Annotated in this window: 17 protein-coding genes and 1 riboswitch; of the genes, 5 read left to right on the top strand and 12 right to left on the bottom strand. The window is 64.4% G+C overall.

The window, feature by feature from the left end:
- Position 1 precedes the first annotated feature (1 nt).
- On the bottom strand, positions 2–2,989 hold the full coding sequence (locus AK2_RS02100) for an AAA family ATPase (RefSeq protein WP_067930855.1): 2,988 nt from the start codon (positions 2,987–2,989) through the stop codon (positions 2–4).
- Positions 2,986–4,266: a metallophosphoesterase family protein gene (locus AK2_RS02095; protein WP_067930851.1), complete on the bottom strand. Its 1,281-nt coding sequence runs from the start codon at positions 4,264–4,266 to the stop codon at positions 2,986–2,988. Before AK2_RS02095 ends, AK2_RS02100 begins: the two co-directional genes overlap by 4 nt.
- Before the next feature lie 147 nt (positions 4,267–4,413).
- Between AK2_RS02095 and AK2_RS02090 the strand changes: the two genes are divergently transcribed.
- Complete coding sequence (locus AK2_RS02090) at positions 4,414–5,655, top strand: MFS transporter (RefSeq protein ID WP_067930848.1); 1,242 nt, start codon at positions 4,414–4,416, stop codon at positions 5,653–5,655.
- A gap of 83 nt (positions 5,656–5,738) precedes the next feature.
- On the opposite strand, the gene dusB is transcribed toward AK2_RS02090, so the two are convergent.
- The 5 genes from dusB to AK2_RS02065 all read right to left on the bottom strand — a co-directional run bounded on the left by dusB (position 5,739) and on the right by AK2_RS02065 (position 9,589).
- The gene (gene dusB, locus AK2_RS02085) at positions 5,739–6,725 is read right to left on the bottom strand and encodes a tRNA dihydrouridine synthase DusB (protein ID WP_245632725.1); all 987 of its coding nucleotides are present in this window, start codon (positions 6,723–6,725) and stop codon (positions 5,739–5,741) included.
- A gap of 110 nt (positions 6,726–6,835) precedes the next feature.
- Positions 6,836–7,069 carry a TM2 domain-containing protein gene (locus tag AK2_RS02080; protein ID WP_067930841.1) on the bottom strand — a complete coding sequence of 78 codons (234 nt, stop codon included), beginning with the start codon at positions 7,067–7,069 and terminating at the stop codon, positions 6,836–6,838.
- A 258-nt stretch (positions 7,070–7,327) separates the two neighbouring features.
- Positions 7,328–8,188 (bottom strand): D-alanyl-D-alanine carboxypeptidase family protein, encoded by an 861-nt coding sequence (locus AK2_RS02075; protein ID WP_067930837.1) that lies wholly within the window; start codon positions 8,186–8,188, stop codon positions 7,328–7,330.
- Between the two features lie 154 nt (positions 8,189–8,342).
- Complete coding sequence (locus tag AK2_RS02070; protein WP_067930834.1) at positions 8,343–9,005, bottom strand: metal-dependent transcriptional regulator; 663 nt, start codon at positions 9,003–9,005, stop codon at positions 8,343–8,345.
- A 152-nt stretch (positions 9,006–9,157) separates the two neighbouring features.
- Positions 9,158–9,589, bottom strand: coding sequence for a BrxA/BrxB family bacilliredoxin (locus AK2_RS02065; RefSeq protein WP_067923200.1), 432 nt, complete (start codon positions 9,587–9,589; stop codon positions 9,158–9,160).
- A gap of 270 nt (positions 9,590–9,859) precedes the next feature.
- On the opposite strand from AK2_RS02065, the gene hemE reads away from it, so the two are divergent.
- From hemE to hemG, 3 genes are read left to right on the top strand one after another with little or no spacing between them, the layout of a single operon-like run.
- The gene (gene hemE / locus AK2_RS02060; protein ID WP_067931167.1) at positions 9,860–10,912 is read left to right on the top strand and encodes a uroporphyrinogen decarboxylase; all 1,053 of its coding nucleotides are present in this window, start codon (positions 9,860–9,862) and stop codon (positions 10,910–10,912) included.
- On the top strand, positions 10,912–11,844 hold the full coding sequence (gene hemH, locus AK2_RS02055) for a ferrochelatase (protein WP_067930831.1): 933 nt from the start codon (positions 10,912–10,914) through the stop codon (positions 11,842–11,844). The genes hemE and hemH overlap by 1 nt, the downstream gene beginning before the upstream one ends.
- A complete protein-coding gene (gene hemG, locus AK2_RS02050) occupies positions 11,841–13,310 on the top strand; it encodes a protoporphyrinogen oxidase (RefSeq protein ID WP_067930829.1) in 1,470 nt (489 codons plus the stop codon). Before hemH ends, hemG begins: the two co-directional genes overlap by 4 nt.
- Before the next feature lie 62 nt (positions 13,311–13,372).
- Here hemG and AK2_RS02045 read toward each other — a convergent pair whose 3' ends face one another.
- The 3 genes from AK2_RS02045 to AK2_RS02035 are packed head-to-tail and all read right to left on the bottom strand — an operon-like array spanning position 13,373 to position 17,903.
- On the bottom strand, positions 13,373–13,813 hold the full coding sequence (locus AK2_RS02045) for a chemotaxis protein CheW (protein ID WP_067930825.1): 441 nt from the start codon (positions 13,811–13,813) through the stop codon (positions 13,373–13,375).
- 8 nt (positions 13,814–13,821) lie between these two features.
- The gene (locus AK2_RS02040) at positions 13,822–15,834 is read right to left on the bottom strand and encodes a chemotaxis protein CheA (protein WP_067930822.1); all 2,013 of its coding nucleotides are present in this window, start codon (positions 15,832–15,834) and stop codon (positions 13,822–13,824) included.
- A 59-nt stretch (positions 15,835–15,893) separates the two neighbouring features.
- Positions 15,894–17,903 carry a methyl-accepting chemotaxis protein gene (locus AK2_RS02035; protein WP_157076185.1) on the bottom strand — a complete coding sequence of 670 codons (2,010 nt, stop codon included), beginning with the start codon at positions 17,901–17,903 and terminating at the stop codon, positions 15,894–15,896.
- 102 nt (positions 17,904–18,005) lie between these two features.
- Positions 18,006–18,101: riboswitch (cyclic di-GMP riboswitch) on the bottom strand.
- A gap of 353 nt (positions 18,102–18,454) precedes the next feature.
- On the opposite strand from AK2_RS02035, the gene AK2_RS02030 reads away from it, so the two are divergent.
- On the top strand, positions 18,455–19,123 hold the full coding sequence (locus AK2_RS02030) for a CheB methylesterase domain-containing protein (protein ID WP_245632734.1): 669 nt from the start codon (positions 18,455–18,457) through the stop codon (positions 19,121–19,123).
- Between the two features lie 23 nt (positions 19,124–19,146).
- Here AK2_RS02030 and AK2_RS02025 read toward each other — a convergent pair whose 3' ends face one another.
- Positions 19,147–19,794, bottom strand: coding sequence for an MBL fold metallo-hydrolase (locus tag AK2_RS02025; protein WP_067930814.1), 648 nt, complete (start codon positions 19,792–19,794; stop codon positions 19,147–19,149).
- Between the two features lie 25 nt (positions 19,795–19,819).
- Complete coding sequence (gene dtd, locus AK2_RS02020) at positions 19,820–20,269, bottom strand: D-aminoacyl-tRNA deacylase (protein ID WP_067930811.1); 450 nt, start codon at positions 20,267–20,269, stop codon at positions 19,820–19,822.
- Positions 20,270–20,287: the final 18 nt, after the last annotated feature.

The raw sequence follows: 20,287 nt of genomic DNA, 5'->3' as shown, positions 1-20,287 counted from the left end.
GTCACCGCTCCGGACCCGCAGCCGCAGCCTGTCTGTGGGCCGCCGACAGCGGATGGGGCGACATCACCTGCACCTGCACACCCTGCTGGCGAGCCCACTGTACGACCGAATCGTGGCATGTCAGATAGAGGATCTGCTGCTCACCAGAAACCTCCAGGAGAAGGCGAAGCAGACGCGATCGGCGCAGAGGATCCAGATTGACCAACGGATCGTCCAGGATGACGGGCAGGTGGACGCCGCGCTCTCGATAGTCGGCAATCAGCGCCAGCCGGACGGCGAGCGCCGCCAGTTCCCGCGTGCCCCGCGACAGGGCCGCTGGATCCCATTCTTGCCCCTTTGCGTCTGTCACGATAAGGTAGCGTTGGCCGTCAGTGGATTCCTCCACCCGCAGCTGCGGATACCGCCCGTCGGTGGCGAGCGCGAGGATCTCGCCAGCCCAGCGCAGGGCGCGCGGCTGCCGGAGGGCCTTGTGGCGGGCCGCCGCCTCCTTGAACAGCGCCTGCGCCAGCCTGTACACCGCCCACTGTTTGGCCAGCAGGTCTTTTTGTTCCGCAAGCGCCGCAACCTGCCACTCCAACTCCGTGCTGGTGCTCGGCCAGTCGCGCAATCGTGCCTCCAGCTCTCCTATCTGCTTGACCAACTCGTCGTGCCGCTCCGTCAACCTCTGCACTGTCTCCCGGGCGTCGTCCAGGCGGGCTCGGATGGACTCCTCTGTCTCGCCGCGAAGCTGCATACTTGCGGCCGCCCAGTCCTTCCCTCCACCCGCTCGTCCTACCGCTTCAGCGTGCGCCCGCCGCCAGTCGAGCAGCGCCTCCTCCAGCTCGCGCAGCCTGTCCTCCTGCTGGCGGCGCCAGGCACTAAGCCGCGCCTGCACGCGGTTCACATGTGCCCACAGCGAAGACGCGTCTTCCCCGGCGACCGCGGGCGGGTCCGCCAGGCCGTGCGCCGACCACCACGCCGCCAGCTCCGCCAACGTTTTCCGCGCTTCGTCCAGGCTCCGGGCCGCAGCTTGGCGGCGTTCCCACAATTCGCCCCAGCGGCGAAACTCCTCCAACACCTCGCGGGCGCGCTGGGGCGGGTCCCCAGTCCCGCCGTGCTCCTGGCACCAATCTGCCAAGGCTCGCCTGTGGGCGGCAAGCGCGGTCCGGGCCGCCCGGCGCGCCTCGTCCATCCGCTGCACTTGCGCGCAGGCCGCCTGCCAGGCCCACACCAACTGCTCATCGCTCGCCACCCGCTGCATCGCCTGCTCCTGCTGGCGCATCCTTGCCGCGACCGCCGCGCCCGCATCGAGCAGCAACGGTTCTTCCGGCCGCTCCACATCCACATGCACCAGGCGGGCCGCCAACTGCTCCAGCTCGGCCTCCAATTGGGCCAGGCGCCCGTCCAGCTCGGCCAGGCGCGCGCTGGGAGCGGCTTGCTCCCGGTCGGCTGGCGTCTGTCCTGCGCCGGCCCTGGCCGCGACCCACAGCGCCAACAGGGCGGCCAAGAGGGCGCTGCCGGCCGGTGTCCACTCCTGTCGCAGCCCGGCCGCCACGGCGGCCGCCAGCGCCAAACCGCCGGCCAGCCACAGCATCCACCGCCTGACCACCGGCTGCCTCCGCCGTGGTGCTTGCGCCAACGCAGCCCGTTCGCGCTCCAGCGCCGTCCGCTCGCGAACCTTCGCCAACATCGCCTGCACACGCTCGGCGTCAGCCGTCAACTCGGCCAGGCGGCGCTGCGCCTCCGCCTGTCGCCGCGCCAGCTCCTGGACCGCGTCCGTCTCGACGAATCCCCGCTCCGACAGCTGTTTGCGCCGATCCGCCTGGACCACCGACGCTTCTTCCCACGCCCGCTGACTCGCCTCCAGCTGCTGCAGCAAGCGGTCTTCCTCCTGCACCAGCGTCTCCAGCGTAGCCAGGTCGTGTGCAGAAGCGGGCTGACCGGCCAAGGCAGGCGCCTGAAACCAGGTGAAGGTGGTGGCCGTGGCGGCCGCGGCCGCGGTCTCCTCCGCCACGCGGGCGAGCAGGCCCTCAAGCTGTTGCAGCCGCCACGACCACTCGGCGGCAGCGGCGGCCTGTGCTCGCAGTCGCGCCAGGTCGGCTTGGGCAGCCTCCCCCAGGTCAGCGCCGGCCGGAGCGGAGGCGGTAGCCATCGTCGGGTGCACGCCAGCGCAAGCCCTATCCGCCGGGCTTCCCAGACCTTCGGACCTCGGCTGAACGCCGCTCAACACGGCTTCGAGTCGAGCCGCGGCGCGAACGCCGGCCAGAAACAGAGGATAGAGTCCAAGCAGCCACTGGTGGTGCTGGCAGCGCTCGGTCTCCACCACCCGTTGTTTCGCCACTTCCGCCAGCGCGGCCCGCCGCCGTTCCAATTCGGCCTGCACGGCCCGGTACGCCGACGCGGAGTCGTCCGCCCGGCTCCTGGCCTCCACAAGCGCCCGCCACTCCTGCAGACACTGAGTCAACTGGGGCCGACGCGCGCGCGGATCCGGATTGAACAGCGCCTTCGCCCGTTGAGCCAGTTCGGCCTCCACGGCCGCCGCGGAACGGAGGCCAAGACGGCCGACCGTGAACAGTTGATCGCGAATCTGGCCGTGGTCCGGGGCCAAAGACGCCAAATCCGCCAATTGGAAGGTGAACACCGACTGGTAGGCCACATCCTCCACCAATCCCAGTTCAGGCAAGGCCTGGCGCAGGGCGTCCTCGCCGCCCAGCCTGCGCCCGCCGGGGCCCTGGATGAGCGGCCGCCGCCGGCGGTCCAGGCTGCGTTCAATGCGCCAGGTCTCTCCGTCGCGCACCACCACGGCCACCCCGTGCGCCCCTGGCCGCCAGGCGGGCCTCGGCTCGGCACTGACCACGCGGCCGAACAAGACCCCGCGCAGACCGAGGAGCAGGCTGCTTTTTCCCGCCTCATTCGGTCCGCACACCACCGTCAAGCCATCTCCCACGTTATCCAGCACCAATCCGTTGTGCGGCCCGACCTGATACAGTTCCAGACGCCGCAGCCTCATCCCGCATCCTCCTGCACAGCCCATGTCGCCAGCAGCCGGAAGGCGGCCGCCAGCAGTTCCGCCACGTCGGCGTCGGACAGGCTGTCCACAGACAGATCGTTGCCGTGGTGAAACACGTCCGCCAACTCCTGCCGCAAAAGCTCTCTGGCCGCCGCCGGCTGCTCCCGGTAGCGGCGGTATACCCGGACCAACTCTCCCAACAACTCCGGGCTGTGGGCGAGCGCCTCAAGGTCCAATGGGGGAGCGACCTGAGACTCCAGCGCGACCACCCACAGTGGCCATGCGCGCGCCGCCACCTCTTGACGCACTGCCTCCAGCACCTCGGCCGGATCGCCGAGCGCCGCGGCCACTCGGCCCTCTCCAACCAGCCGCACCCGCACCAATAGCCATTGTCCCGGGCAGCGCTCGCACAATGCGCCCAGCTGCTCCAGCACAGCTTGACGCAGGCCCGCCAGCGAGTCTCCCTCCGTCCTCACTTCGCACTCCATCCAGACCAGGTCGGCGGTCGGCCAAAAGCGGGTTTGCACCGCCCCCTGCGAAGACACGTCCAACAAAAAACAGCCGCGCGGCCCGGTCTCCTGCAGACTGCGCCCTTGCGGATTGCCTGGGTAGACGATGAGCGGGCTGTGCCCGCGCAGCACCTTGGGCTGGTGGATGTGGCCGAGCGCCCAGACGTCAAACCCCCGCTGCGCCAGTTCCGTCTCGCTGGTCGCACAGTAAGCCGCGTGCCCGTGCGCAGAGCCGACCGCGCCGTGGTACAACGCCACAGCAAAATCCGCGCCCGGGTCGCGTACGAAGGCATAGGCCAAAGACGGCGTCAAGGCGCGGGCGGGATAGGAAAAACCGCTCACCTGGAGCCTCGTGTCGGGTGCCAGCGACAGATGCACCGAGGGAGCCACATACGACGCGTCGGGAACAACGGGAGCGGCCGGCAAGACGTGCACCAGGTCCGGCCAGGGAACAGGGGGTGGTGAGACGAGCGGATCGTGATTGCCGTGGCAGAGCACGACCGGGATGTTGGCTGCAGCCAGCCGCTCAAGACCGCGTAACCACTCGAAATGAACGGCCATCGGCGCGTCCGCGCGGTCGAACAGGTCGCCGGCGATGGTCACCACGTCGACCTGCTCGGCCAGCGCCAGGTCGACAATCCGCTGCCAGACGCCGTCCACGGCATGGCGGATGCGCTGGCGCCAAGCCTCAGGCAGTTGCTGCGTCCACCCGGCCATGGGTGAACCCAGGTGCAGGTCGGCCGTGTGCAAAATGCGAAACGAACGCAACGCTTGTCCCCCCGTTTCCTGCGGCGCCGGAGCTGGTCCGCCGCCCCATCCACCGGATGCACCACCGTGGCCGCAGCGGCATATGTCGGTACCAACCTCGCCCCTTGGGCGGGCGCCAAACCACCTGTTGAGAAAGGAGTGACCGCCATGAACGACGTCACTGTATCGTCCCCCGCGGCCGATGAGCGGCAGCCTTCGGCAGCGCGCCTGTTGTCGGTATCCGGAATCGGACTGTTGTTCGATTCGATGGACAACGCCCTGCTGTCGTTCGTGCTCACGTCCATCGCCGCCCTGTGGCACCTGGGCCCCAGCGTCATGGGCGTACTGGGCAGTGTCAGCTTCATCGGTATGGCGATTGGCTCGGCGTTTGCCGGCTCCCTGGCCGACCGCTTTGGACGCCGCACTGTATTTATGTGGACCATTCTCATCTACAGCCTGGCCACGGGGCTGACGGCGTTTGCCGGCTCCCTGGCTGTGTTCATCGTCCTGCGCTTTCTCGTCGGACTCGGCCTGGGCGGCGAATTGCCGGTGGCGACCACCTACGTTCTGGAATCCTCACCTGAGTCGGTCCGTGGCCGCAGGGTGGTGCTCCTAGAATCGTTTTGGGCGGGCGGGTCTTTGCTGGCGGCGCTGATTTCGTTCTTTGTCGTCCCCTGGACCAGTTGGCGCATCGTGTTCTTAATCGGTGCGATTCCCGCCCTGTTCACGCTCGTCCTGAGACAGTCGCTGCCCGAGACCCCTAAGTTTCAGGCCCTGCAGCGCCGGTCGATGTCCCGCTCCATCGCGACCCTGTGGCGCCCCGGGATTCTGCGCGGGACACTGGTCACATGGGTGCTGTGGCTTGTGATGAACTTCGCGTATTACGGCATGTCGGTGTGGCTGCCGTCGGTGATGACGCTGAAAGGCTACAACCTGGTGCACAGCATCGGCTACGTGCTCATCATGACCATCGCCCAGATCCCCGGCTATCTGACGGCCGCCTGGTTGGTGGAGAAGTGGGGCCGTAAACGCATCCTGGTGCCGGCCATGCTGTTCACCGCCCTGTCCGCCCTCGGCTTCGGGTACGCGCCGAACACACTCTGGCTGATCTTGTTTGGCCTCTGCCTCAACTACTTCATGCTGGCCGCGTTCGCAAGTACCTATATATTTACAGTAGAGCAATTTCCCACCTTCGCTCGCGCCTCCGGGATCGGCTGGGCCGCCGGTTTTGGCCGCATCGGCGGCATCATCGCCCCGTTTTTGGTCGGTGCGCTGCTGGGCAGCGGCGTCAGCATCACGGCGATGTTCACGATCTTCTTCGCCACTGTCATTGTGGGTTTCCTGGTGGTGCTCATCTTCGGCCGGGAAACGCTGGGACGGTCCCTGGACGCGGCGCAAGGCGGAGACTGAAGCCCACGCGTGGGCCGTTCAGACCGCTGGCGGATGATTGCCGGCCCGACCAGCGGCGGGCCTGGCGCCTGCCGCCCAGCGCGTCAAGACGCCTTCGAGAGCATGCCGTCCAAAAACGCCTCCAGGCAGCCCCGCATGCCCACGAGGGTGGTTTGCTGGTTGATGACGCCGCGCATCTCCGCGCATCCGGGAAGGCCCTTGATGTACCAAGCCGCGTGCTTGCGCATCTCCTTGACCCCGATGTCCTCGCCCTTGTATTCAACCAGCAGCTCCAGGTGGCGGATGGCGGTCCGGATGCGCTCCTCCACACTGGGAGGCGCCAATTTTTCGCCCGTGCGCAAGTAGTGGACGACCTCGCGGAAAATCCAAGGATAGCCCAGCGCAGCCCGCCCAATCATCACCGCATCGCAACCCGTCTCGTCGAACATGCGCTCGGCGTCCTCGGGGCTGGTGACGTCCCCATTGCCGATGACCGGGATACGCACCGCCTCTTTCACCGCACGGATGATGGACCAATCGGCGCGGCCGCTGTACATCTGCTTGGCGGTGCGGCCGTGCACGGCCACCGCGCTGGCTCCGGCCGCCTCCACCGCCTGCGCCACCTCCACCGCATTTACGTGATCGTCGTCCCATCCCTTGCGGAATTTGACAGTGACCGGCTTGTCCACGCGGTCAACCACAGCCCGCACAATCGAGGCGGCGTATTCAGGGTCGCGCGCCAACGCGGCGCCCGATCCGTTCTTGTAAATCTTCAACACGGGACAGCCCATGTTGATATCAATCAGGTCCGCATTGGTTTCGCCGACCATCTCGGCGGCGCGAATCATCGACTCCCGGTCATACCCCACCAATTGCAGACTGACCGGGTGCTCGTCCGGCAGGATGGTCAGCATCTTATGTGACTTTTTGTTCCCGTTCACCAACGCCTTGTCGCTGACCATCTCGGCACAGACCATGCCGGCGCCAAGCTCCTTGGCCAGACGGCGGAAAGGCGGATTGCATACCCCGGCCATGGGCGACAAAATGACCGGGTCCTCAATGCGTACGCCCCCAATCGTCAGCTCGCGCAAACAGCATCCCCCCATCGCTGCATCCTCGTTCCAACATGCACGGTCATACATCTATCCCCAAAGCATAGCAGACCGCACCCGGTACGAGCAAGGCGACGACCGGGCCGTCGTCAGCGCTGGGGCTCCTGCGCCATCCCGGCTGTCAAAAACAGGTCCACCAACCACCACACGCCGACGACGAACATCAGCAGGTGGCCGATCAGGATGGGAAACGTGACGCCGCCGAGAATGGTGAGAGTTAACATGATCACCCCGCTCACCACCCGCCCGCAGTACATCCGGTGGATCCCGAGATACCCCAAGAAAAACCACAACACATACGCCAAGGCAACCGACCGCCGCATGGTGCCACCCCCATCGCTCCGCTCAAGCAGCTTCCTTTCGCAAGGCGCGAAATCCGTCCTCCGCCCCCGCGCAGCGTCGTCACCCCAACATATTCGGGGACGGCTTGTTTCGATGTGGCACACGCCGCAATCGGTTGGCAGACGGTGAATGAGCAAGGGGGTGGGAGAGGCGAGCGTATGAAACGGTGGCCGCAGACCGGGGGTGTTGACCCTGGCTACCTGCTTGTGCATCAGCCGTTCGACCCGATGCGCGGGTCCCTACACAAGTTGGACAGCTCGGTTATCCGCCGCAAAGCCCAGCAAACGCTGCGTCTCCCGGTACATCGCGCTCTTGCGCGGCGCCCCGAGCACGACCGAAATCCGCAGGCGTCCATGTTGGCGCACGGCAAACGCCAAACAGTACATGGCTTTGATGGTGTAACCGGTCTTGCCGCCCACCACCTCGCCAAACGGGGTATCGCGCAGATAGATCAGGCGGTTGCCGTTGCGGATGGTCTTGTCGCCTATGGTGTACTGCTGCGTCTGCATGGCTTGGACAATCTCGGGATGGCGGACCGCCTCGCGAAGAATCAGCGCGATATCGCGGGCCGAAGCCTGGTGTTCATCCTCGTGCAGACCGTTGGGGGTGACAAAGTTGGTGTGCGTGCAGCCCAACAGCCGTGCCTTCACGTTCATCATGCGGGCAAATCCCAACTGCGATCCGCCCACGGTCTCGGCAACAGCGTAGGCGACGTCATTGGCGCTCTTCATGATGAGGGCGTGGAGCGCCTGTTCGGCTGTGATGTACGTGTCGGGGCGCAATCCGAGCCGAACCCGCGGCTGGTGGGCGGCCGCCTCGCTGATGTACACGGGATCGTTCAGATGCAGATACTCCACCAGCAGAATCGCCGTCATCAATTTGGTGGTGCTGGCCGGGTAGCGGGGCTCGTCGGCGTTTTTGGCGTACAGAACCCGCCCACTCTCGGCATCAAGAACGACGGCGGCGCGGGCGTTGATGTAGACACGCTGCGGAGCCTCCTCTCGCGCCAAGGCCACGCTTGCCGTCCACGCCACAGTCGTCAAACACGCCGTCAGGCAGCGCAACCAGCCCCAGAATGTACGTTTCCCAGCAAAACTCACGGGCAAACACTCCTCCACCTTGCAGGTCGCAGTGCCGGTGCAGCTTGCTCCGGGGAACAGAGCCAGCTCTCTGCTCGCGCCCTGCCACGCGCATAGGATCCAGAATCGGATACCCTCGTTAAGGTGGACGAAAGGTTTGCTGGTTATGCCCAGGTCAGGCCGGCTGCACCAACACGCGGCGGGCCACGCTCTCGTCCAAGGCATAGGTGGCCCCGCCGACCACCACTTCGATGCCGGCCTCGTACGGATTTATCCCGCGCGCCAGGTGCAACCGGTTGCCTGGGATGATGCCGGCCTTGTGCAAGAAACGCAAAAGATCAAGGTCTTCCTCCGCGATCTCCACAATGCGGATGACCTTTACGTCCGCGGGCGCCGCGACCTCGGACAACGGCTGCCCCGCCGGCTGCGATGCGCCGGACCCGGGAATGACGTTGCCGTGCGGGCAGGTGGTCGGGTGTCCCAGCCGCTCAAACAACTGGCGCTCCACCAGAGGGGAGATGCTGTGCTCAAGCCGCCCGGCCTCCACATGGGCGTCAGCCCAATCAAGTCCGAGTTCGTCCGTCAACCAACGCTCCAGGAGGCGATGCCGCCGCACCACCTGTTCGGCCCGCTGGCGTCCGGTCTCGGTCAATTGAATTTCCTTACCTTCGCCCGTGTGCACGTAGCCAGACTGGGTCAGACGCTGGACGGTTTGCGTCACGGTTGGCCGAGCCACGCCCAGGTAGTCGGCCAACCGGGAGGGGATGACCGTTTCCCCTTCTCCTTCCAGGACATAGATGGCTTCTAAATACTCTTCCATTCCGTGTTTTCGAGCCATAGACGCCTCCTCAGGTGCGACATCCGCTCCACGAGCGTGAGTGGAACCCGCGTCCTGATTCTATCATAAGAAGGAAACCGACCACCCGAGAGTCGGGTGGTCGGCACCCCGGACGCGGACCGACCGCGAGCCCAGCCGTCCCGTACAGCCGGTCAGGCGCAGAATTCGTCAAACAAGGATTTCAACTTGCCCGCCACGGTCTCGGCGTCGGAGCCCTCGATGTCGTGCCGGTGCAGGGCCCCGACCAATTTGCCGTCCTTGAACAGGAACATCGACGGCGAGGAAGGCGGCAGCCCCTCGAAATATTCGCGGGCCCGCGCGGTCGCCTCTTTGTCCTGACCGGCGAACACGGTCACCAAGTTGTCCGGGCGTTTGTCGTGCTGGAGCGCCTGTCCCGCGGCGGGACGGGCGATGCCGCCGGCACAGCCGCACACCGAGTTGACAAACACAAGTGTGGTGCCCTCCTGTTTCTGCAGAGCTTCGTCCACCTCTTCGGGTGTACGCAGTTCACGAAAGCCAATTTGCGTCAACTCGTCGCGCATCGGCTGGACCATCATCGCATAGAAATCCAGTTCCATCGCCATCTCCATACCTCCTTGGGAAATTGTTCCCAAATGCAATGGGGAGACCGAAAGGGTCGTCTTCCTTATTATAGCTCATCATGGTTGTGACCGTTAAGCGACAGTTCGCACGCCGCCATCCACGTTGCGCTTGGTCTTGGTTGCAAGCCTGTCCAGGGAATGAGTATAACTGGAATGGAACAGATGCCAGGCTGCGCGCACCGCCGCGCCATTCGCAGCCGAGTGAACCGGCCGCGCTGGCGGCGGCTTGTGACAGAAGAAAAGAGGGTGCTCATGTCGAGGTCAAGTCGATTTCTAAGGGCCTGTTGGCGCGAACCGGTGGACGCCGCGCCCGTCTGGTTCATGCGTCAAGCGGGGCGCTACCAGCCGGAATACCGGCAACTGCGGGAACGGTACTCGCTGCTGCAGATCTGCCAGGAGCCGGAATTGTGCGCCCGGGTCACACGCCTTCCGGTGGAGCAGCTGGGTGTGGATGCGGCTATCCTCTTTTCTGACATCTCGCTGCCCATCGGCGCGATGGGAAGACAGTTTGAGATTCAGGAGCACATCGGCCCGGTGCTGGCCCAGCCGCTGCGGGACCGCCGCGATGTGGAATCGCTGCACCGGTTTGAACCCGAGGAGGCACTGCCGTATGTGTTCGAGGCCATCCGGGAGTTGAAACGGACGCTGACCGTCCCGCTCATCGGTTTTGCGGGGGCGCCGTTCACCCTGGCTAGTTACCTCATCGAAGGCGGTCCATCGCGGGATTACCGCCTGACCAAACAGATGATGTGGGCCCAGCCCGACCTGTGGCAGGACCTGATGGACACCCTGGCGGACATCACCGTTCGCTATTTGAAGGCGCAGGTTGAAGCGGGAGCCGACGCGGTCCAGTTGTTCGATTCTTGGGTCGGGAGTTTGGCGCCGGAGGATTACCGGGGCTTTGTGCTGCCGACGATGCGGCGCATCATGGACGAGCTGCGGCCGTTGGCGGTGCCTTTGATCTACTTCGGCGTGACGACGGGAGAACTACTGCCCATCTGGCGTGAGACCGGCGCCACCGTTATCGGTGTCGATTGGCGGGTGGACATGGCGGACGCGGCGCGCCGGGTGGGAAATGAAATTGCCCTGCAGGGCAACCTCGATCCGGCCCTGCTCTTCGCGCCCTGGGAGGTCATCGAAGCGCGCGCCCGGTCCATCCTCGATGCCGGCCTGTCCCATCCTGGCTTCATTTTCAACCTGGGACACGGTGTGCACCGCCTGACTGACGGCAGCAAGCTGAAGCGTTTGGCGGCTTTTGTCCACGAATACAGTCAGCAAAAGCTGGCCGAGGTGGAGGTGAAATGATGAACGCACGCATCGGCGTCCTGCTCATGGCGTACGGTACACCACGCAGCCTGGACGAAGTCGAGGCGTACTATACGCATATCCGCCACGGACGTAAGCCCACGCCCGAGTTGTTGAGCGATTTGCTGCGCCGCTACCAAGCCATCGGCGGGGTCTCTCCGCTCAACGAGATCACCCGGGCGGAGGCGCAAGCCCTGCAGCGGCAACTGGACGCAGACGGTAAAGTGCAAGCGCAGGTGTATCTCGGCTACAAGCACACCCAGCCATTTCTCGCCGACGTTACGGCCCGCATGGTGGACGACGGAATCCGCGACGCCGTCGCCCTCGTCCTGGCCCCCCACTACTCCCGTCTCAGCGTCGAAACCTACCTGCAAGAGGTCGAGCGGGCCGCCGCGGACACGCCGCTGACCGTCCATGCCATCCGCTCTTGGCACCTGCACCCGGGCTTTATCCAGCTTTTGAGCGTGCGTGTGAGCGAGGCGCTGGCCAAGACGGAGCACCCAGAATCTGCTGTGGTCATCTTCAGTGCTCACAGCCTTCCGAAACGAGTCTTAGAATGGGCCGACCCCTACCCGGATCAGCTGCGCCAAACGGGAGAGGCGGTGGCAAAACGGTTGCACCTGAAGCAGCCGGTATACGCGTGGCAGAGTGCAGGGCGCACCCAGGACGAGTGGCTAGGGCCGGACATCCTTGAAGTGCTACGCCAGTTGGCGCAATCCGGGACGCGCGAGGTGATCATCTGCCCGGCTGGTTTTGTCTCTGAGCACCTGGAGATTCTGTACGACATCGACATCGAATGCCAGCAGCTCGCCGACAAGCTGGGAATCCGCCTGGTACGAACGGCCGCGCTCAACGATGACCCGGCCTTCATCCGCGTGCTGGCGGACCTGGTGTGCAAGCGATGGTTTGAAGCAGGGAGGTCTGAGGGATGAACGAACGTCGACGCGTGGTCATTGTCGGCGGTGGCATCAGTGGCTTGGCCAGCGCGTTTTACCTGAAGCAGGCCAGCCAAACGGGGTCCGCACCCGAAGTCGAGTGCGTCCTGGTCGAGTCTGACAGCCGTCTGGGCGGAAAGCTGCTCACGTACCGCGAGGACGGGTTTGTCTTGGAAGGCGGGCCGGACTCCATGCTGGTGCGCAAGCCGGCGGGCATGGCATTGGTACGGGCCCTGGGCATCGAATCCGAGCTTGTGCCGTCCGGATCGTCCGCGCAGCGCACCTACGTGGTCTCCCACGGGCGATTGGCGCTGCTGCCGACGGGTACGTATATGGGCATCCCCCATCGGTGGGACGCCCTGTGGGGCAACGACGTCATCTCTGCGCGCGGCAAGTGGCGTGTGCTCCGTGATTTGACCCTGCCGCCGCTGGCCGACCCTGGGGACGTGTCGGTCGGCGCCTTTTTGCGCCGGCGGCTGGGTGATGAGTGGGTGGACCGGCTCTGCGAACCGCTGCTCGCCGGCATATATGCGGGGCAAGCGGACGCGCTCAGCCTGGACGCCACATTCCCGCACTTCCGCCGAATGGAACTGGAGCACGGCAGCCTCATCTTGGCGGCGGCCGCGCTGCGTCGACAGCAGGCTGAAGCCGCTGCAGCGCATAGCAGCCGCAGCGCTTTTGTCGCCCTGCGGGGCGGCTTTACGACCCTGGTGGAACGCCTGTACGACGAACTGCACACGTGGGCTCAACTGCTCACTCAGGCGCAGGCTGTCGACTTGGCCCGGACTGAGGCCGGCTACCGCATGCGGGTTCGGCTGCCGCACGGCGAGCGCCTCCTTGAAGCCGACGCGGTCATCCTGAGCACGCCCGCTTTCGTGACCGCACAACTGCTCAAACCCTGGCTGCGCACGGCTGACCATCTGCTCTCCATCCCGTACGCCTCCACAGCGACAGTGGGATTGGTCTACCGGGGAGAAGACATGCCGCGACTGGACGCATCGGGCTTTCTAGCCCCCCGCGTTGAACACCGGTTTATCACGGCCAGCACGTGGATCTCGAGCAAGTGGCCGCACACCACCCCGCAGGGCTATACCTTGATTCGCGGCTATGTGGGCCGCGCCGGGGATGAGCAGGGCTTAACCCTGGACGATCCGGAGATCATCCGGAGGGTGCGCCAAGAACTGGCCGATCTCACCGGCATCACCGCCAAGCCAGTGTTTGCACGCCTGACCCGCTGGGACAAGTCCATGCCCCAGTACACTGTGGGACACTTGGAGCGGCTCGCTGAGGTTGAAAAGGAGTTGGCACAGCGGCTCCCAGGGGTCTTTCTGACAGGAGCTGGATACCGCGGCGTCGGTATCCCCGATTGTGTCGCACAGGCACAGACCGTGGCGGAAGCTGCCGCCACCTATCTCAAGCAGCCAACGCCTGTCTCCACGCATTCCCGACGGGCGACCCCTTGACGCAGGAAAAGGGCTCTCATGAGCCCTTTTCCTGCCACATGTATCGCGGGTGTGAGGAAGATTCAAGCCCCTTTTTGGGTGGACGTAATCACGCCGTGAGTTGGGTCGAGGATATAGTTGATGTCCAAGATGCCGACCGCCTCCCCGTTCACGTTGGCGACAGCCCGCACCGCCTGGTTGCGGGAGCGCGCATCCTCCTTGTCCAGGTCCGCGTCCGCAATCTCCCGCACCTCCCGCGCGTATTCCACCAACAGGCCCAACGTCACGTCCGCCGATTCCACCACGACCACGCGGGCCTGCGCCGACTGCAGCGTCTTTCCCAACTCCAGAAAATGCGCCAAGTCGATAACCGGGGTCAACTCCCCCCTCAGGTTCATCAGCCCCTTGACGAACGGCTTCGTGTTCGGCACCTTCGTCAGCCGTCCCACACGCTCGACCGACTTGACCGCGTCCATGGCTATGGCGTACACCTGTCCAGCCGGTCGGCAAAGAATGTACTGCACGCTTTTTATCACCTCTGCCCCGCGGCCTGTGCAACCCAGGCGGCCGCGTCAAAAATCAGCACCACCGCCCCATCGCCGAGGATGGCAGCGCCTGAAATGCCCGGAATCCGTCCCTGCAGATAGCCTCCGAGTGGCTTCACCACGATCTCCTCTGTATCCAAAAACTCGTCGACGATGACCGCCAAGGCCTTGTCCGCCCGGCCCAACACCGCGACTTGTATCACGTCCTGCGCGCGGTCGACCGGTTCCAGCCCCAGCCACTCCCGGGCGTCGACCAATCGGAGCAGTCGCCCGCCCAATTCGACGTAACGCCGATTGCCGTTCTCCTTGACCTGCTCCGGCTCCACTTGATAGATCTGGACCAATGAACTGAGCGGGATGGCGTACCGCTCATCCTCAATGCGGACCAGCATGGCCTGTATAATCGACAGCGTGAGGGGCACTCGCAAAATGAACGAAGTCCCACGGCCAGGCTCTGATTGGACATCCACCTCTCCACCGAGGCCGACAATGGTGTCACGCACCGCATCCAGGCCCACGCCGCGGCCGGAGACGTCCGAGACCGATTCGGCCGTGCTGAATCCGGACGCAAAGAGCAAGCCGTACACTTGCTCGTCCGACAGCTTGGCCGCCTCATCCGCCTCCAGGAGGCCCATCTCCACCGCCTTGCGGGCAATCTTCTCGCGGTTGAGCCCGCGCCCGTCGTCCCTCACCTCAATAAATACATCGTCCCCCTGCTGGTAGGCCGACAAGCGGAGAACACCCGTCTCGGGTTTCCCTGCCTCGCGCCGCTCGGCCGGTGTCTCCAAGCCATGGTCGAGGGCGTTGCGGATGAGGTGGACGAGCGAGTCCCCGATTTCGTCCATCACGGTCCTGTCCAACTCGGTCTCCTGCCCTTCCAGCCGAAGTTCCACCTGTTTGCCAAGAGACTTCGCGAGGTCCCGCACCATTCGCGGAAAGCGCTGAAACACCGTGTCCACCGGAAGCATGCGGATGCGCAGCAGCAAACTCTGAAGCTCGTCGCACACCCGCTCGAAATGGTGAACGGCGTCCTCCAGGGCCGCGTCCTGGCGCTCGGACGCCAACTGTCGTAGCCGCGTCTTGTCCATGACAATCTCGCTGAATCGGTTCATCACATCGTCCAGGCGCGACAAGTCCACACGGATGGATTGGCTGGCGCGCTGGTTTTTCTTGGCGCCCGCCTGCGTCGCGGCACGGGGCGCGCCCGCCGCCGGCTGCGATTGCTTGCCCGAAGCGCTCTGCGCCGTACCAGGAACAGCCCCCGATGAAGGGGCCGCAGCGGGAGCCGCGGCGGCCACCTGCGTGACCTCCACGCTGTCCACCTCGGCTACCTCCAGGGCTTGGCTGCGCACCGCGTCGACATCCACGCCGGAGGCTGAAAAAATGTGGAACTCCAGGCCGCATTCGCCAGCCATCACCCGCTCCAGCGCGGGATCCGTCCGCGTGACCGACAATCCTTCCTGCAGCGCTTGATACACCATGTACGCGCGAACCGCGGGCATCGAACAATCCGCGGCAAACCGCACCTGAATGTCCCATTCGCCAGTCGCAGACACGGCCGCGTCCGCCGGTTTCGCTGCCGCCAATTCCCCGGTGGCCGCAATCTCTGCGCTGGTCGTCGACCCAAGCGCAGCTGCCAGCTTGCGGCTGGCCTCTTCGACCGATGCCGAGGCGTCGCTGCCTTCCTCCACAATCGCCTGCAGACACCCCTCCAGCGCATCCACGCAAGCGAACAAGGCGTCGATAAACGCATCCGCAAGCGGGGCACGACCGGATCGGATATCATCCAGCCGGTCCTCCATCTCGTGCGTCAGATGCGCCATGCGCTCAAAGCCCATACTGGCGGCCATGCCCTTGATTGTGTGGGCGCTCCGGAACATGGCCTGAATGAGATTGGCATTGCCCGGGTCTCGTTCCAGCTCCAGCAGATTGTCGCTGAGCGCCTGCAGGTGCTCGCGGGCCTCTTCAATAAAGAGGTCGATGTATTGTGATGTGTCCATAGTCTCAAGCCCCCCCTGGTCCGGCTTCGGTTCAAACCACACCTCCAAACCGCGGTGGACTATACCCGGAAGTGAGCGATGCGCTCCTGCAGTTGTTCCGCCAGTTGGCTGAGCGACCCCGCCGATGCGGTGATCTCCTCCATGGAAGCCAGCTGTTCCTCCGCTGAGGCTGCCACCGTCTGCATGCCCGCCGAGGTCGTTTCCGTGACGGTCGCCACCCCATCCATGCCAATCCGGAATTGCTCGGTGTGCTCAGCCATCTGGGCCACTGCCGCCGAGACCGACTCAATCTGCGCCGCCACATCGGAGGTCGCCTGCAAAATCTGCTGGAAGGAGGCGCTGGCCCGTCCGGCCTGTTCCACACCCTGCCCAACCGCCTCGACGCTCTCCGCCATCGACCGCACCGCCTGGTCCGTATCCTTGCGCATGGCCTCGACGCGCGCGACAATCTGCTGCGCCGACTCTGCCGATTGTTCGGCCAGCTTGCGCACCTCGTCGGCCACCACCCCGAAACCGCGGCCCAGTTCACCGGCCCGGGCGGCTTCGATAGCGGCGTTGAGCGCGAGCAGGTTGGTTTGATCCGTGATGTTGGTGATGACCTCAATAATCGTCCCAATCTCTCGCGACCGTTCACCAAGTCCCTGAATCTGTTCAGCCAGCCGATTGACGCGGTCCTGAATCGCCCGCATTTGGGCGATGACGCCATCCAAATCCGTCTGGCCGCGCGCTGCGACGCGGGAGGCATCCTGCGCGGCGCTGGCCACCTGTTCGGAGGCGTCCCTGACCCGCTCCATCTCCCCGGCCATCTCCACCACCTGCTGGCGCCCATCCTCGACAATCTGCGCCTGCTTTTCCATGCCGGCCGCCGTTTCCTGCACGGTCAGTGTGACCTGCTCCGTCGCCCGGCTGTTCTCTTCCGCGCTGGCGGTCAGTTCCTCCGCGGAAGCGGATACTTGCTGCGCCGTCTGGCCCACGTCCTGAATTATGCTCTGCAGCGACTGCGCCATGGCGTTAAACGTATCGGCCAGGCGTCCCAGATCGTCACGCCGTCCGACGCGAATGCGCCGGGTCAAATTGCCAGCGCCGATCTCTCGCGCCGCTGTGACCAAATCGGCCAGCGGTTCCGTGATGGAGCGGACGACAAAGAACATCAGGACAAGCCCGATGACCAGCGTGATGACAATGTCGTAGATGGTGACATTGCGAATGGGATCTGTGGCGGCGCTGTATTCGCTCGGCAAGATGACGCTCGCCACTTTCCAGCCGGTCAGCGTGTTGGTCATAAATTCGATGTGTTGCGTTTCCTGACCGTTGCCCGCCACATCAAACGACCCCGTTTTTCCTGTAAACATCGGATTCCAGGCGGCATCCTTGAGTACCGTGCCGGTGCGCATTCCTTTTTCCGAGATGACCACACGGTCATTCGTGATGACCGCCAAGTGCCCTGCCCGCCCGATTTTGACGTCCTGCGCCATGCTGACTATCGGGCTGGCCAACAGATCCAGGCCAATGACCCCGTCTCCGTTCGGCAACTCCCGCGCAATCGGGATCACATAGGTATCGCTTGCTTCGTCATATCGCGGCGCTCCAATGACGATGGAGCCAGCAGCATTTTCCGCCTGTTTGTACCAACTCGACTTGGTGGGGTCAAACCCGTTGTTCTGTGCCCCCGTCGGTTGGACGAAGACTCCCTTGTCGGTGCCCACATAAGCGCGCAGGACGAGACCGTCGTGCGAGGTGTAGAAGTTTTGCAGTTCCGTGTTCAGCAGGCTCGTGTTTCCCGACATCAGGATGGAGTCGACATCGTCCGCGAGGAATGTGAGGTTTTCCTCCTGCTGGGTGAAAAACGTCGTCAAAGATTGGTCGAACACCGTGGCCCCGGAAACAGCGGAGGACGTCACTTCCGACTTCACCTGGTTTCGTGCGACCCAGAAGGAGAAGCAGCCAATCACCACAGTGGGCACTACCAAGAAGATGAGGAAGGAGACTAACAGTCGCATCCCGACAGACCCGACCCGGCCGTAGTGGCCGACCGACGGCAGACGAAACCGAAGATCCGCAAACTTCACCACAACACACACCCTTACCTCTTTGCAGATTGGCAACTTGCGCTGCCTGTCTCTGTCTGACGGCCTGCAAGCAAAAGGCAGCCCGCACAGGCTGCCCCATCCCACGGCAACCTGGCGATCCTAGGCTTGGCCCTAGCCGCAGCCCGTAGACCCATGGTTTTGCGTCCCAACGTTTCCGCTGGTTTGCCCTGAACGTTGCTAACCCTATGTATTCTCTATATCTGTTTTCTCTTCATTCTCTTCCATCACGGGACGGGGCCAAACAAAACTTTGTCTCCCTCTCCCCTACGGCGGTCACCCATGCGTCCGACCGGCGCATCCGCTGGACGGCGCTCGGAACCTTTGGAACCCTGACAGGCAGGGCTTGGGTACACCATCGCAACCATGGTACCACAACCAACAAATCCCGACAATAACCGACATGGCCCTGTCCAAACCCGCCTTGGGCGCGTAAAATGCCTGATGTACATGCTGATGTGCTGTTGTATGCTGAGAGGGACCAAATTCAAAGACTGTACACTGGACTGCGAGGGTTGCCGCCATTGACGACGATGAACAGATCTTCACGGGACACCTGCGGTTGGCCGAAATTTGTACTGATTGGCGCCTCCACCGGCGGACCTGCAGCGCTGGCACGGCTGCTCCCGGAATTCCCCTCCGGGTTCGCGGCCCCTATTGTCGTGTGCCAGCACATGACGACCGGTTTCACCGCTCCGCTCGCCCAACATCTGGACAGGCTCTGCCCACTGCCGGTCAGTGAGGCTGTGCACGGCGAGCCCGTGCAGCCGGGCCGCATCTACCTGGCTCCAGCCGGGCGGCAGACGCGAATTTGTGAAGACCGGGGAGCGGTTTGCTTCCAAATTGAGAACGGTGGGACATACTTGTACCGGCCCTGCATCGATGTCACGCTCACATCCTTGGCCTCCCTGTATCGGCAGGACCTGCTGACCATCATCCTGACCGGGATGGGCCGGGACGGAACCAACGGCTGCCGGGAGGTGCACAAATACGGCGGCTACATCATGGTGGAGGCCCCAGAGACCTGCGCAGTCTACGGCATGCCCAAATCCGTCTACGAAGCGGGGCTGGCGGACGTACAGCTGCCGCTGCACGCCCTGTGGCCGCACATTGAGGAGCGCCAGCGCGCCCTGCGCATGCTCTCGCAAGCGGACGAATCCGCCGTCCAACGCGCCGGAGAGACAGGGAGGAAGCATTCATGACCCGGCGGTGGATGCCCGTCCGCTCAGTCCCTTTCGGCGAACGGCCGCAGAAACGGGTTGGTCCTCCGCTCCACCGCCATCGATGTCGGCTGCATGTGCCCTGGATACAACTGCAGCCCATCGTCTAGGGCCAAAAGCCGCCTCAGCGAGGCCTCCATCGCGGCGGCGTCGGAGAGCGGCAGGTCGGTTCGCCCAATGGTGCCGGCGAACAGCGTGTCCCCGGTGAACGCCAGCTCGCTCCCAATCAGACAGACGCTGCCCGGCGAGTGGCCGGGGGTGTGCCAAACCGAGAACGTCAACCCTGCCAACGACACCTCGTCCCCGTCCTCATAAAACGCATCAGGCGGCGCCAGCTTGTCGACCGTGCGGCCAAGCCACATCTGGGCGTACTCGGGCACCTGCTGCCACAGCGGCAAATCCGCGCGGTGCACGTACGCCGGCACACCGTAGCGCCGGCGCACCGCATCGACGCCCAGCACGTGGTCGATGTGGGCGTGTGTGTTCCACACCGCGGTCACCCGCCAGCCCTTCTCTTCGATGTGCGCAAACACGGGATCCAAGGACACATCCCCAGGGTCCACGATGACCGCGGGCGATCCCGCACCTTCCGCCGCCGCCAACACGTAACAATTGGAGCCGAAAGGGCTGACGACAAACGACTCGACGCGCACGTTGCAGCCACCTCCACCATTCCATTCAAAAGCCTCGCGCGCTATCCACGAGAATTGTGACGGGCCCGTCGTTGACCAACGAGACCTGCATCATGGTACCAAATTCTCCGGTCTCCACGCGCAGCCCACAGCCGCGCAGCCGCGCGTTGAACCGGTCGTACAAAGCGCGCGCCAACTCCGGCGCAGCCGCCGCCATGTAGTTGGGACGGCGTCCCTTGCGCACGTCCCCGTACAGGGTGAACTGCGAGATCGACAAGACGGCGCCGCCCACGGCCAGCACGTCACGATTCATGCGTCCCGTCTCGTCTGCGAAGATGCGCAGGTGAGCCACCTTTTCCGCCACGTAGTCGGCGTCTTGTTCCGTATCGTCCACGCCCACACCGAGCAGGACCACCAGCCCATGGTCAATGCGGCCGACCACGCGGCCGTCCACCGTCACCTCGGCCGGGCCTGATCGCTGCACCACCGCTCGCATCGGTTCGTCCCCCTTCTT

It is taken from the genome of Alicyclobacillus kakegawensis NBRC 103104 (assembly GCF_001552655.1).
GTDB classification, from domain to species: domain Bacteria; phylum Bacillota; class Bacilli; order Alicyclobacillales; family Alicyclobacillaceae; genus Alicyclobacillus_G; species Alicyclobacillus_G kakegawensis.
The sequence above is the reverse complement of the archived record's forward strand: the minus strand, read 5'-3'. Positions and strand labels throughout refer to the sequence as shown.

Coding starts and splice junctions, on each gene's coding strand:
- AK2_RS02100 (WP_067930855.1), bottom strand. CDS start 2,989: ATGAGGCTGCGGCGTCTGGAACTGTATCAGGTCGGGCCGCACAACGGA.
- AK2_RS02090 (WP_067930848.1), top strand. CDS start 4,414: ATGAACGACGTCACTGTATCGTCCCCCGCGGCCGATGAGCGGCAGCCT.
- AK2_RS02080 (WP_067930841.1), bottom strand. CDS start 7,069: ATGCGGCGGTCGGTTGCCTTGGCGTATGTGTTGTGGTTTTTCTTGGGG.
- AK2_RS02070 (WP_067930834.1), bottom strand. CDS start 9,005: ATGGCTCGAAAACACGGAATGGAAGAGTATTTAGAAGCCATCTATGTC.
- AK2_RS02065 (WP_067923200.1), bottom strand. CDS start 9,589: ATGGCGATGGAACTGGATTTCTATGCGATGATGGTCCAGCCGATGCGC.
- hemE (WP_067931167.1), top strand. CDS start 9,860: ATGTCGAGGTCAAGTCGATTTCTAAGGGCCTGTTGGCGCGAACCGGTG.
- hemH (WP_067930831.1), top strand. CDS start 10,912: ATGAACGCACGCATCGGCGTCCTGCTCATGGCGTACGGTACACCACGC.
- hemG (WP_067930829.1), top strand. CDS start 11,841: ATGAACGAACGTCGACGCGTGGTCATTGTCGGCGGTGGCATCAGTGGC.
- AK2_RS02040 (WP_067930822.1), bottom strand. CDS start 15,834: ATGGACACATCACAATACATCGACCTCTTTATTGAAGAGGCCCGCGAG.
- AK2_RS02030 (WP_245632734.1), top strand. CDS start 18,455: ATGAACAGATCTTCACGGGACACCTGCGGTTGGCCGAAATTTGTACTG.
- dtd (WP_067930811.1), bottom strand. CDS start 20,269: ATGCGAGCGGTGGTGCAGCGATCAGGCCCGGCCGAGGTGACGGTGGAC.